Here is a 12,099-nt window from a genome sequence, read left to right as displayed (position 1 = left end):
GAATACGATAAAAAAGGAGTATAAGTATCGTGGTTATTGTTGTCACGGACTCAGGCTATGAATGCAGCCACGCGTTATCGCTTATTGAATAATTTTACAATTCTCATTAGTGTCATCGGAGTAGCGATTGCTCTATTCGATAGTGGTTTTACACTACCGACATGGCTACAGCAAGTATTCCACATTTTCTACTTGGTCATTATTTTTCTAAGTTTTGTGGTGACTGTTGGCCGTTATATTTATACAAAAAAATCGCTAACCTTCAATAAAGTTGCCGTTTTTGACACATTGACCAGCATCGCGATTATCGTTCTATTGACAGCACATTTCACAGATTTGGTGCGCTCAGGATTATCGGCCGCCGTTGATGGGTTTGTCGCGATAAAAATAGCGGTATTCGTTACCTTTATTCGCGAAATATCCGATCATAATTTTAATCTCAATCGTACCTTTCTGCACCCCGCACAGTTTTTTATTCTGAGCTTTTTAGTAGTGATACTGGTTGGCGCGCTACTACTGATGATGCCCAATGCGACGACGCAGCCGCTGTCCTTTATTGATGCGTTATTTACTGCGACCAGCGCGGTTTGCGTGACAGGGCTTATTGTCGTAGATACGGCGACCTATTTTACGACTTTCGGGCAAGTTATCATCATGGGGCTGATACAAATCGGCGGCTTAGGTATTTTGACCTTTGTGACCTATTTTAGTTACTTTTTTAAAGGCGGTGTCAGCTATGAGACGCAAGCAAGCATCAGCGAGATGTCTTATATGCGCGGTATGGGTAATGTGGTGTCGACCCTCAAGTCTATCTTGTATGTCACATTTGCCGTCGAGGCAGTGGCGGCTACTCTGATTTATATCAGTATTTATGACATACCCGATATGGATTGGTCTGAGCAGCTATTCTTTTCTGTCTTTCACGCGATTTCTGCTTTTTGTAATGCTGGGTTTTCTACCTTTAGCGCTGGCTTGTATGATGATTCACTACGCTTTAATTATCCACTACAGCTGATCCTTGCCATGACATTTATCTTCGGTGGTATGGGTTTTACCATCGTGGTCAATGTCCTACGGTATTTGCGTCATCGTGCTCAGCGGCTGATATATCCTCATGACCAGCGCTACATTTATCAGCCTTGGCTACTCAATATTAATAGTCGCATTACTTTGATTACGACAGGCGCGTTATTGCTAGTCGGTCTGATCGGCGTGATGATATTTGAGTACAATAACGTGCTCGCTGACCATACCAGCTTTTTTGGGAAGCTAGTAACAGGGTTCTTTACTGCTGCTACCCCGCGTACCGCAGGATTCAACGTCGTTGATATGGGTGATCTCACGTTTCCGACCGTGATGCTGACGATATTTCTGATGTGGATTGGTGCCTCGCCAAACTCGACAGGTGGTGGTATCAAGACCAGTACCTTTGCGATTGCGCTATTAAATACGTTGAGTCTGGCGCGTGGGCAGACCAAGATAGAGGTATTCAAACGAGAGATTGCTGAGATTTCTGTACGCCGCGCGTTTTCTATTATGTGGTTGTCGCTACTGGTCATCGGTACGGGCGTAACGCTCATCAGTTATGATCAGCCAGAGCTTGATTTGATTAAAGTGGTGTTTGAGTGTTTCTCAGCTTATAGCACGGTGGGGCTAAGCTTGAATCTAACAGCAGACTTATCAGATTTTAGTAAAATCGTGGTTTCGGTCATTATGTTCGTTGGGCGTGTCAGTATGCTGACGATATTTATTGCGCTACTCAAAAACATGCGTCAGCGTAATTATCGCTATCCCACTGAAGAGATTACGATCAATTAAACCGTCACAAACTGGCTGTTTTATGCTCAAAAAATACTAAAGAAGGTTCATAAACATTATGAGATATATCATCGTAGGATTGGGAAATTTTGGCGCATCGCTAGGTTCGGCGTTGACCAGTCAAGGCCATGAAGTGATTGCCATTGATAGTAGCATGCAACGGGTAGAAGCCTATAAAGAGGTCATCTCTCATACTCTCTGTATGGATGCCACCGACGAGTATGCGGTTAGCGGATTACCAATCGTTGATACCGATATTGTCATCGTGGCTATTGGGGAAGACCAAGGCGCAAATGTCATGGCAACAGCGCTATTTAAAACGTTAAAAGCCAAACGTCTGATAAGCCGTAGTATTAATCCGCTGCACGAAAAAGTCCTACAAGCTATTGGTGTTGATGATTTGATTCATCCTGAAAAAGAAGCAGCCAATCGCTGGGCGAAAAGACTGTCGCTACGCTACTTTGTCGATTCGTTTGAGTTGAGCGACAATTTCAGCATGGTAGAGATTAAGATTCCAAATGTTCTAATCGGTAATACCGTTGATGAGTTGCAGTTGGAGCAAAGGTTTAATATCCGATTGCTTAGTACCATGCGCTATGAGTATTATGAAGACAGCTTTGGTCGTACGCAGAGTAAACCTAGCATTAAAGGGTTGGCGACGCCTGAGCAAGTATTGCAAGACCATGATGTATTGGTCATTTATGGCGCCAACAAACACATCAACCAGTTCTTACGTAGTGTGGGTGTAAAAATAAAGGTGTAAAATCAAATAATGGTTTGCCAATCGCAGTGACACTGAGGCTACAAGGAAATTGTTATGAATAAGCGCAGAATATCTGTTCTATTGATCGCTGTAATGGCACTACTGTCAGGTTGTGATGAGTCCGCACAAGACCCGAATGTTCTTCTGTCCGAGCATCAACAAGACCCGATTGAACAGTTAGAAATTACATCAGACGTAGATCGCAGTCAGTTTGGTTATAAACAAACCTTTTATGTGCCGATTTATTCTGATATTTACACCGATAGAGATGCTCGCAAAGTACTACTGTCGGCGACGCTGAGCGTGCGTAATACGACGTTCAAAAAGTCACTGTATATCAATAAAATTGATTATTACGATACGGACGGTGCATTGGTAAAATCATATCTCAACAAACCTATTGAGCTACCAGCGATGGCCACGCTTAATTATATCGTCGAAAAAGAAGAGGATAAAGGCGGCTCAGGTGCCAACTTTATTATCGAAGTCGAAGGTGTGGATGAAACCGTTAAACCCGTTATCGAAGCGGTCATGATTGGTAACTTTAGCAATAAAGGATTTGCCTTTAGTACGGAAGGCACGCCAGTGACAAATTGATATATGTATAAGTGGTGCGGGATTTAAATCACTAAAAGAAGGAAGTAGCATATGCTGAAGAGTTTTTACCTTGTCACCTAGCAACAACGGTATAAACATATCAGGCAAAACAAAAAGGACCATTAAAATCAAGGAAGATGTATGTCTGCAAGCAAAGAAGAAATCAGCGCCTTTCTGGCGTTGGAGTTTCCACAAACCAAATGTGTCGTCGAGGCTGTCAGTGAAAAAGGCGCGACCTTATCGCACGATATTGGTATAGATGAGCTGCGCCCCGGTGGCACAGTCTCTGGGCCCGTTATGATGGCCGTTGCTGATGTCGCCATTTATGTTGCGATACTCGGAAGAATAGGCATCGTTCCACTTACCGTGACGACGAGTTTGACCATTAACTTTTTGCGCAAACCATCAGCAGATGCTCGTATTATCGCCGAGTGTACTTTAATGAAAGTAGGGCGCACGCTGATAGTAGGCGAGGTGTCTCTTTATTCAGAAGGCTCTGATGATGTCGTAGCCCATGTAGTCGGCACGTATTCGGTACCGCCTAAACGTGTTTAGACCTTGGTAACCCGTTTAGATTACTATCGATTGAATTGAGGACACGCCCTAGCCGCTTATTACTTTTAAGCGGGGTTTAGTCATGCAGTATATCGTTATTATGTTTTTCAATATCTCTAAATTGCTTACTTTCTCTAATCAACGTTGAAAATTTTGATTTATTACTAAAAGCAGTGAGATGTTCGTTCTCTCTGTTCAAACTGCCTTCTTTAGATAACGCTTTTTTAATCAATGCTGTTTCAGTGCTAGACGTCGTTTCAGATAGTTCTTTCTGAAAAAACTCTGAACCCATTGGCATGATAGCAACTGCAGAAGTCACAGGCATTATGGTCGACCCAAATACGGCTAAGCCCAGTAGTAACTGCTGATTGGTACGAGTCATTTTGTATTTCATGATAAAACTCCTTTTTACACAGAAAATAGGCTACTACATTACTAGAAGCATGTAGCATAACCAATATTAGAGCGTGCTATCAGATGTCTGTTAGAGATAACTGATAGTACATTCGAGTTTTTTTGTTTAATTAAGACTTATGATTTTTTTCGTATTCACTGTCTTTCGATTTATGGTCAGATGTTACGTTTTTAGACTTGCTAGGTTGTTGTTGTGTTGTAGATTTTTTTGGCGTGACCGTTTTTGTTTTTACCGTCTGCTTTTTGGTATCAGTCTTTTTGGTGGTTTTACTTGTTGTTTGCTGCTTAGCCGTCTTTTGGCTTGAGGTCTTATTTTTCTGTGCAGAAGTGTCTTCTTTCTGGTTCTGTTTATGAACGGTCTGCTTTGATGAGTCGTTTAAAGCAGCACTTGCTGGTGCTATCATTGCAAAGCAAGTAGAGGCGGCTAACATTAAGCTGATTACTGTTTTTTTCATTATTGTTATTTCCTATTGAGATAAAAAAGTGGCAACGCGTTACACGTTCGATAGAGGAGATGATAACCGATTGCAATGTTACGTATATTTATGAAACTTGAAGAAAGGTAACGATTTTCGTTAGAGGACCTAATAATGGTGCAGATATTTATGCACTAAAACCATTCTTTTTATAAAGGAGAGCACCTCACTGGAGCAGTAAGTTGTATCAAAACAGTGCTTTTTCTACTCAAATTAAGCGATAAGACTGATTTTTCTATGGCATGGAACTTGCGCTACCTTAGATGCAAAACATTGTTGTTATGTTTCATTTATCAAGGGTAGATTCTATGTTTAAAAATACAGTTCTTTCATTATTCGTTCTCAGTGCACTTGGCGTATCAGTCGCTCAAGCAGAAGACTTTACTGTGCTTAAGCAGATATCAGATAAACCCACGCAGCTAACAAATGGCGAATATAAAGGGAATTACTACGTACCTTCGACTCTAGATACAATAACGTGGGGATATCTGCCGAATAGAGATGCCAAACCTATTATGTCTGTGGCCTCTGGTAGCGTGGTAACGTTTGATACGGTCTCGCATGAAGGCTTGCTCGAAGATCAGGGACGTGATGCCGCCAAATACTTCAAGTCCAAAGGGGTCAAAGATGACTTCATCTTGGATGAAGCAAAGAAAATCACGCAATCTAAATTAGATCATGACTTTGATAAAGATGGCCCGCATATTGTGACAGGACCGATTGAAATTAAAGGCGCACAACCGGGCGATATTCTAAAAGTAGAAGTCATCAAAGTTGAGCCGCGAGTGCCTTATGGTGTCATCTCTAATCGTCATGGTAAAGGTGCTTTAGCAGGAGAGTTCCCAAAAATCCCAAAACAAGCCAATGCTTCCGCTGCTCATCCTGAGCGTTATGGCAATGTGTCCGTGTTTACCCCGATAGAAAAAAATACCAAAGGCGACTACGAGGGTGTGCTAAAGACCGACTCTGGCAAATCTATTCGTTTTCCACTTGAGCCGTTTATGGGTCTGATGGGCGTCGCAGCCAATACCTCAGAAAAAGTACACTCTGTACCACCTGCTATGTATGGCGGTAACATCGATATCAATGAACTGGGTGCAGGTTCAACGGTTTATTATCCTGTACAAGTCGCTGGTGCACTGTTTTACACAGGTGACAGTCACTTTGCACAAGGCGATGGTGAGGTTGCCTTAACGGCACTTGAAGCGTCTGCGCGTGCCACGTTCAAATTTACTTTATTAAAAGCTGGCAAGGATAAAATCCCTGGTAAAGAGATCATTCAACCTTTGGCAGAGAATGCGGAGTTTTGGATCACGCCAGGGCTAGATGAAGATCTAGATGAAGCAATGAAAAAATCTACCCGTGAAGCCATTCGCTTTTTAAATCAAGAATATGGTATTGATGAAGCAACCGCATATGCTTACCTCAGTGCCGCTACAGATTTTGAAGTATCGCAAGTAGTGGACAAAACCAAAGGCATCCATGCCAAGATTCGTAAAGCAGATTTTAAAGAGTTCGATAAGTAATTTGATAAATGACAGTAAAGTCATCATCAGCTAGTTAGAACCTTTTTTAGTCAGAACCCTTGAAAGCAAAATAATAGCTCTCAAGGGTTTCTAAATCAGTGATTAACAAGTAATACAACGTTCAAATTATTGATTATTGATTATAAATCAGGCTAACACATTCACAAACGGGCATTTCGCCCAAAGTTTATGCTTTTATCTTTGCAATTCTACTCAACCCAAACGTCATTCCTTCTATGAAGGCGGTCATAACCAAAAAACGCGCCAAGTTTGCCAGTTATGCCATTCTTTTAAGCATCATGCCTTTCATTGCAAAGTTTGGTGTGGGTGTTGGTCCTAATATCGAAGAAATCATCGCGGCAGGTCCAGCCTTACTATTACAAGAGCTGGGTAATGTAGCGACTGTACTGATTGCACTACCGGTTGCGGTATTGGTCTTTGGTATGGGAAGAGACTGCGAAAATGGGTGTATTACAATTACTGACACCTGTACTTGCATATGCTGGTTTTGCTATCTCGCAAATGGAAGTGGATTTGTTCAAAAAATCTGGATTTAAGATTGCAGTGGTTGCGATATTGACCTTTACAGGTACGTTCATCGGTTCGGCTATGATTGCACAAGTGATGCTGTAGTAAGTGCTCACTTTGAGATCTGATATTGAACCGACTATAGAGTAATCATTTAAACTAAAAAACCCGAGGATTTAATGAACTTAAATCTTCGGGTTTCTGTTATATGGATAATGGAGGTGGTTTTGCAATGATTCTGGCAGAAATGCAGTAGCCTTTTCCCAGAAAAATTATGAAGTCGTCTAGTCTTTAGTATTATCAGGACCCATTGTTGCCACCAAGTCTGTAAACTTCTCTCCCTGAACTGACACGTGCTCTTTAATCAAACGCTCAGCCAAATCTTCATCAGAATTAATAACGGCATCTACGATGCTTTGGTGTTCTTCAAAAGAATGCTGCATTCGATTGTTTACTCGCAGCTGTAGTCGTCTATAAGGGTGCAGTCGGTTATGTAAGTTGCTGGCTTGCTCTATCAAAAAACTGTTATGACTGAGTTGATACAGGAAAAAATGGAACTTTCTATTTGCTTCATAATAGCTTTCTGTATTCCCTTCCATTAAATACGCTTTACATTCATTATGCAGCGCTAATAGCTCAACTTTCTCTTCCTCATTGATTCTTCGAGCAGCCAACCGTCCACACATACCTTCAAGATATGCCATCACCTCAAACATCTCAAACAGCGTCACGATATTTAGTGTAGGGATAATTGCGCCTCTACGAGGGCGGATTTCTACCAAACCTTCAGATGCTAAAAGCTTTAAAGCCTCACGGATAGGTGTTCTAGATACCTCATATTTTTCACAAAGTTTTGCTTCGTCAAGTTTAGTACCAGGTGGAAGACGACCGTAAATAATTTCATCTTCTATCTTTTTACTGACCTGTACAGATAAAGGTAAGTCGTCAATTAAACTCATAAATTCTCCATTTGTATACAATAAGCGATTTAATAAATACAATATGGTTGCACTTTCAAACCAACTGTATTAGATTATATCAAACAAGTGGGTAGTACGTGGTAGATCCTTGCAAAGGTGTTGAGCTTTATTAAGGCTAATACTCTTTGTGAAGGGGAGGGGATAGATAGGGAAAGTCAAAGAACCTCAAAAGGTATTACCAAACGATAGTTATCCGTACTTGTTTCTATATCTGGTGTTATTAATTGAGGTTTTTATTTTATACAGGCCGTGTATCAAGTTAGATACAACTAAAGCGGCTGTCATTCATATCCAAGGAAGGTTTTTATGATCATATATGGTACTGCTTTGCTAGCAGTTTGTTATCTACTCGGAGTGTTCCTCGGTGGGCTATTGGGACAAATATTAGGTGTCGATGCCAACGTTGGCGGTGTAGCAATCGCAATGATTCTATTAATTATCGGTAAAGAGCTGCTTGCCAAAAAAGGCATGCTGCCGAAATCCACGCAGTTTGGAATTTTGTATTGGGCAGGAATGTATATTCCTATTGTAGTCGCAATGGCAGCAGGCCAAAACGTTGTTGCTGCGTTATCTGGTGGAATGGTAGCGGCTGTTGTTTCTGTTATTGCGCTGACTGCCACTGTGTTCGTTGTACGTTGGCTTAATAACATAGCCAACGATTACGATACATTCACATGGGACGACGATAAAGAGGTAACTGTCGAATAGCTCTTATCTATAAATGAGAGTTATTAATAATATACGAAAAACTACGCAACTAATTAAAGCGCGAAATGGAGTAATTAAATGGACTTAATTATACAGACGCTCACTAAGAATGCCTTTGTCACTGCTATTGCAGTAACAGGCCTGGTGATGCTTTTCTCTCAAGTACTATCCAAATACCTAACTAAAGGCAAACTACAGTCATCGGCGATTGCTATCACCCTCGGTTTGATTGCTGCTTACTTTGCAGGTCTATATACAACTGGCAGCAAAGGCATTTCTGATATTGAAATTTTTTCTGGATTCACACTCTTAGGCGGAGCGATGCTTCGAGATCTTGCTATCTCATCGACTGCATTTGAGGTAGATGTCAAAGAACTAAAACGTGCTGGAAAAATAGGTGTTATTGCCTTGTTATTAGGCTGCGTTATCCCCTTTGTGGTAGGCGCTGGTGTCGCATGGACATTAGGTTATAGAGACGCTATTTCTATGACGACTATTGGTGCAGGTGCGATGACCTATATTGTAGGTCCAATTACAGGTACTGCTGTTGGTGCAAGCTCTGATGTGATTGCCTTGTCTATTGCGATTGGTTTAATCAAAGCTGTATTTTTTATGATTTCAACGCCATTGCTTGCTAAGTTCATGCAACTGAAAAGTCCTCGTTCAGCCATGATTTTCGGCGGCTTAGTGGGTACTACTAGTGGGGTAGCAGCTGGGCTGGCAGGCACAGATGTAAGATTAGTTCCCTATGGCGCATTAGTGGCTACGTTCTACACAGGGCTAGGGTGTTTATTAGGGCCATCTATATTTTTCCTAACTTTAAATGCCATATTTTAATAAGTAGATAAAGGAAGTCTTATGAAAACGAATATCGAAGAAAAAACATGGGATATACAAAAAAGAAGACGGGCTACAAAGCTGAATGAAGCGAAGAATAAAGGCTTGGAAAAACTGGTACCAAGCAATAGAACGATTGAATTGCTGGAAACGGTACTGGTGCCTGAAGATAAGGTCTGTATAGAAGGTAACAACCAAAAACAAGCCGACTTCTTATCGGAGTGTTTGTCTCAGTGTAATAATGAAGTGTTGAATGATTTGCACATATTACAGTCGGTTTTAGCACTTCCGAGTCATATTGATATCTTTGAAAAAGGTATTGCGAGTAAGGTCGACTTTTCCTTTTCTGGTCCACAAGCATTAAGACTGGCAAAGCTGGTTCAGCAACAAAAAATTCAAATTGGCTCCATCCATACCTATCTAGAATTGTATGGTAGATATTTCATCGATTTAATACCAAACGTGTGCTTGATCACGGCACATTCTGCAGATGCCGAAGGTAACCTATATACGGGCCCAAATACCGAAGATACGCCAGCAATTGTAGAAGCCACAGCATTCAAAAGCGGTATTGTCATTGCACAGGTAAATGAGCTAGTAGATAACGTACCACGCGTTGATATTCCTGCGGACTGGGTGGACTTTTTCATTGTTGCACCTAAGCCCAACTATATAGAGCCTTTGTTTACCCGTGACCCTGCTCAAATTACCGAAGTACAGATACTGATGGCAATGATGGTCATAAAAGGCATCTATGCACCTTATCAAATCAAACGCCTGAATCATGGTATCGGCTTTAATACGGCTGCCATTGAGTTGCTGTTACCTACTTACGGGGCAGAATTAAATCTTAAAGGTAAAATTTGTACTAATTGGGCGCTCAATCCTCATCCGACTATGATTCCAGCGATAGAAAGCGGGTTTGTCGACAGCATTCATAGCTTTGGCTCAGAAGTAGGGATGGACGAATACATTCAAAGTCGCCCTGATGTGTTTTTTACGGGTAAAGACGGCAGTATGAGATCCAACCGTGCTTTTAGTCAAACGGCAGGTTTGTATGCTTGTGATTTATTTATAGGGGCAACTTTACAGATTGATCTACAGGGTAATAGTTCGACCGCGACGGTAGATCGCATTGCAGGTTTTGGCGGCGCTCCCAATATGGGGTCAGATCCACATGGACGTAGACATTCTAGCTATGCATATCTCAAAGCAGGTCAAGAAGCGACAGACGGACGCGTGGTAAAAGGTCGGAAGCTAGTGGTGCAGATGGTAGAAACTTACCGTGAGCATATGGATTCTGTCTTTGTTGAAGAGCTTGATGCATGGCAACTACAAGAAAAAATGGGAAGTGATTTTCCACCCATCATGATCTATGGCGATGATGTCACACATATTGTGACCGAAGAAGGGATTGCAAACTTACTATTGTGTCGCACTCCAGAAGAGAGAGAGCAAGCGATTCGCGGTGTAGCGGGGTACACACCTATCGGTATGCAACGAGATCATGAAAAAGTCAAAGAGTTAAGACAACGTGGGATTATCCAAAGACCAGAGGATATTGGCGTAGATGCTTCAAAAGCGACGAGAGATCTATTGGCAGCCAAATCTGTCAAAGATTTAGTGAAGTGGTCCAATGGTACTTACTCTCCACCAAGTCGTTTCAGAAACTGGTAAAAATAATACTAAGGATATAACTATGAATGTACTTAATTTCGACTTCACTTCACAACCCATCGAAAATATCAAAAAAGAAGTTATTTGCGGTGTGGTTGGTTCAGGCAACTTAGAAGTATTAGTAACACCGCTAGCGAATAATGAAAGTAGTAAATTTATTATTGATACGTCAGTCGCAGGCTTTGATCACATTTGGGAGACTGTGTTGCAGGATTTCTCTAGTCGTTATGCCGTAGGCGGATTGGAGTTTAAGGTCAATGATATGGGCGCGACTCCTGCAGTAGTGAGTTTACGCTTAAGCCAAGCGATTAATATCTTAGAGGAAGAATCACATGGATAATTCACATATTCAACAAAGCTTTTATGAAAAGACGGCACGTAATCGTATCGCCAGTATTGTTGATAAGAATAGTTTTCAAGAAGTTCTTAAGCCCGGTAGCATCCCTGTGAGTCCTAATCTTGCCTCATTAGATATCGTAGGCAGTTTCGATGATGGTGTCATTATTGGGCAGGCAAAAATTCAAGATGAGCCAATATACATGATTGCTCAAGAAGGCAAGTTCATGGGTGGTGCTGTGGGGGAAATACATGGGGCAAAGATTGTCGGCATGTTACTCAAAGCTATTCAAGAAAAGCCCAAAGCCATCATCTTTTTGGTTGATTCAGGTGGTGTTCGCCTTCACGAGGCAAACGCTGGTTTGATTACGATTTCTGAGATTATGCGTGCGATGTTAAAGGTTCGCAATGCCGGCATTCCTATTATTACCGTCATTGGTGGTACAAATGGTGCCTTCGGTGGTATGGGAATATGTGCGTGTTTAAGTACACATGTCATTATGACAGAGGAGGGGCGTCTGGCTCTTTCAGGGCCTGAAGTGATTGAAACTATCAAGGGTGTAGAAGAATTTGACTCCAAAGACAGAGCTTTAGTATGGCGAGTGACAGGTGGCAAGACACGTTATTTACTCAATCATGTCGAATTTTTGGTAGAAGATGATGTAACTGATATTACTCAAGGGATTGTTGAGGCTCTTCAACAACCTGCTATTGATTTGAACTTAGCGTATTTACAGCAACAGCAAGCCTCATTGCAAAGCCAGTATGATAAATGGTTTGGAGAAAAAGACAGTATACCAATTTGGCAGTCGATGAATATAGACAACCCTGAATCTATTTCTATGCTGAGCGCTCAACAGATTAGAGCTATTAAAAAAGGATAA

General features: G+C 41.5%; 14 protein-coding genes and 1 pseudogene. 12 read left to right on the top strand and 3 right to left on the bottom strand.

From position 1 onward, the window contains the following. The first annotated feature begins 57 nt into the window (after positions 1–57). From I6E61_RS06765 to I6E61_RS06750, 4 genes are all read left to right on the top strand, one after another. Positions 58–1,818, top strand: coding sequence for a TrkH family potassium uptake protein (locus I6E61_RS06765; protein ID WP_197131917.1), 1,761 nt, complete (start codon positions 58–60; stop codon positions 1,816–1,818). A 58-nt stretch (positions 1,819–1,876) separates the two neighbouring features. After that, positions 1,877–2,581, top strand: coding sequence for a TrkA family potassium uptake protein (locus I6E61_RS06760; RefSeq protein ID WP_197131914.1), 705 nt, complete (start codon positions 1,877–1,879; stop codon positions 2,579–2,581). 54 nt (positions 2,582–2,635) lie between these two features. Continuing rightward, a complete protein-coding gene (locus tag I6E61_RS06755; RefSeq protein WP_197131912.1) occupies positions 2,636–3,178 on the top strand; it encodes a DUF3124 domain-containing protein in 543 nt (180 codons plus the stop codon). A 141-nt stretch (positions 3,179–3,319) separates the two neighbouring features. Further along, positions 3,320–3,733, top strand: a complete 414-nt coding sequence (locus tag I6E61_RS06750; protein ID WP_197131910.1) for a PaaI family thioesterase — start codon at positions 3,320–3,322, stop codon at positions 3,731–3,733. Between the two features lie 76 nt (positions 3,734–3,809). Here I6E61_RS06750 and I6E61_RS06745 read toward each other — a convergent pair whose 3' ends face one another. Next, positions 3,810–4,127, bottom strand: coding sequence for a hypothetical protein (locus tag I6E61_RS06745; RefSeq protein WP_197131908.1), 318 nt, complete (start codon positions 4,125–4,127; stop codon positions 3,810–3,812). Positions 4,128–4,257: 130 nt separating this feature from the next. Beyond that, positions 4,258–4,602, bottom strand: coding sequence for a hypothetical protein (locus I6E61_RS06740; protein WP_197131906.1), 345 nt, complete (start codon positions 4,600–4,602; stop codon positions 4,258–4,260). 329 nt (positions 4,603–4,931) lie between these two features. Between I6E61_RS06740 and I6E61_RS06735 the strand changes: the two genes are divergently transcribed. The 3 genes and pseudogenes from I6E61_RS06735 to I6E61_RS14185 all read left to right on the top strand — a co-directional run bounded on the left by I6E61_RS06735 (position 4,932) and on the right by I6E61_RS14185 (position 6,782). Next, on the top strand, positions 4,932–6,149 hold the full coding sequence (locus I6E61_RS06735; protein WP_197131905.1) for an acetamidase/formamidase family protein: 1,218 nt from the start codon (positions 4,932–4,934) through the stop codon (positions 6,147–6,149). 146 nt (positions 6,150–6,295) lie between these two features. Next, a pseudogene (locus I6E61_RS14395) lies at positions 6,296–6,565 on the top strand (DUF3100 domain-containing protein); the annotation flags it as partial. A 46-nt stretch (positions 6,566–6,611) separates the two neighbouring features. Then, on the top strand, positions 6,612–6,782 hold the full coding sequence (locus I6E61_RS14185) for a hypothetical protein (RefSeq protein ID WP_227685711.1): 171 nt from the start codon (positions 6,612–6,614) through the stop codon (positions 6,780–6,782). A gap of 179 nt (positions 6,783–6,961) precedes the next feature. Here I6E61_RS14185 and I6E61_RS06725 read toward each other — a convergent pair whose 3' ends face one another. Next, entirely contained in the window at positions 6,962–7,636 is a 675-nt protein-coding gene (locus I6E61_RS06725) for a GntR family transcriptional regulator (protein WP_197099927.1), read from the bottom strand. A gap of 327 nt (positions 7,637–7,963) precedes the next feature. Between I6E61_RS06725 and madL the strand changes: the two genes are divergently transcribed. The 5 genes from madL to I6E61_RS06700 all read left to right on the top strand — a co-directional run bounded on the left by madL (position 7,964) and on the right by I6E61_RS06700 (position 12,099). Then, complete coding sequence (madL, locus tag I6E61_RS06720) at positions 7,964–8,365, top strand: malonate transporter subunit MadL (protein WP_197131903.1); 402 nt, start codon at positions 7,964–7,966, stop codon at positions 8,363–8,365. Positions 8,366–8,443: 78 nt separating this feature from the next. Next, positions 8,444–9,202 (top strand): malonate transporter subunit MadM, encoded by a 759-nt coding sequence (madM, locus tag I6E61_RS06715; RefSeq protein ID WP_197131901.1) that lies wholly within the window; start codon positions 8,444–8,446, stop codon positions 9,200–9,202. A 21-nt stretch (positions 9,203–9,223) separates the two neighbouring features. Further along, a complete protein-coding gene (gene mdcA, locus I6E61_RS06710) occupies positions 9,224–10,879 on the top strand; it encodes a malonate decarboxylase subunit alpha (RefSeq protein WP_197131899.1) in 1,656 nt (551 codons plus the stop codon). A 22-nt stretch (positions 10,880–10,901) separates the two neighbouring features. Beyond that, complete coding sequence (gene mdcC, locus I6E61_RS06705; protein WP_197131897.1) at positions 10,902–11,219, top strand: malonate decarboxylase acyl carrier protein; 318 nt, start codon at positions 10,902–10,904, stop codon at positions 11,217–11,219. Then, complete coding sequence (locus tag I6E61_RS06700) at positions 11,212–12,099, top strand: biotin-independent malonate decarboxylase subunit beta (protein ID WP_197131895.1); 888 nt, start codon at positions 11,212–11,214, stop codon at positions 12,097–12,099. Before mdcC ends, I6E61_RS06700 begins: the two co-directional genes overlap by 8 nt.

Source organism: Psychrobacter sp. NZS113, assembly GCF_015864825.1.
In the GTDB taxonomy this organism is placed as follows: Bacteria; Pseudomonadota; Gammaproteobacteria; order Pseudomonadales; family Moraxellaceae; genus Psychrobacter.
This window is presented reverse-complemented; position numbering and strand designations above follow the sequence as displayed.

What these genes read in the sequence shown, in the direction of transcription:
- mdcC (WP_197131897.1), top strand. Translation starts at nt 10,902, where the DNA reads ATGAATGTACTTAATTTCGACTTCACTTCACAACCCATCGAAAATATC.
- mdcA (WP_197131899.1), top strand. Translation starts at nt 9,224, where the DNA reads ATGAAAACGAATATCGAAGAAAAAACATGGGATATACAAAAAAGAAGA.
- madL (WP_197131903.1), top strand. Translation starts at nt 7,964, where the DNA reads ATGATCATATATGGTACTGCTTTGCTAGCAGTTTGTTATCTACTCGGA.
- I6E61_RS06725 (WP_197099927.1), bottom strand. Translation starts at nt 7,636, where the DNA reads ATGAGTTTAATTGACGACTTACCTTTATCTGTACAGGTCAGTAAAAAG.
- I6E61_RS06740 (WP_197131906.1), bottom strand. Translation starts at nt 4,602, where the DNA reads ATGAAAAAAACAGTAATCAGCTTAATGTTAGCCGCCTCTACTTGCTTT.
- I6E61_RS06755 (WP_197131912.1), top strand. Translation starts at nt 2,636, where the DNA reads ATGAATAAGCGCAGAATATCTGTTCTATTGATCGCTGTAATGGCACTA.
- I6E61_RS06735 (WP_197131905.1), top strand. Translation starts at nt 4,932, where the DNA reads ATGTTTAAAAATACAGTTCTTTCATTATTCGTTCTCAGTGCACTTGGC.
- I6E61_RS06745 (WP_197131908.1), bottom strand. Translation starts at nt 4,127, where the DNA reads ATGAAATACAAAATGACTCGTACCAATCAGCAGTTACTACTGGGCTTA.
- I6E61_RS14185 (WP_227685711.1), top strand. Translation starts at nt 6,612, where the DNA reads ATGGGTGTATTACAATTACTGACACCTGTACTTGCATATGCTGGTTTT.
- I6E61_RS06700 (WP_197131895.1), top strand. Translation starts at nt 11,212, where the DNA reads ATGGATAATTCACATATTCAACAAAGCTTTTATGAAAAGACGGCACGT.
- I6E61_RS06765 (WP_197131917.1), top strand. Translation starts at nt 58, where the DNA reads ATGAATGCAGCCACGCGTTATCGCTTATTGAATAATTTTACAATTCTC.
- I6E61_RS06750 (WP_197131910.1), top strand. Translation starts at nt 3,320, where the DNA reads ATGTCTGCAAGCAAAGAAGAAATCAGCGCCTTTCTGGCGTTGGAGTTT.
- madM (WP_197131901.1), top strand. Translation starts at nt 8,444, where the DNA reads ATGGACTTAATTATACAGACGCTCACTAAGAATGCCTTTGTCACTGCT.
- I6E61_RS06760 (WP_197131914.1), top strand. Translation starts at nt 1,877, where the DNA reads ATGAGATATATCATCGTAGGATTGGGAAATTTTGGCGCATCGCTAGGT.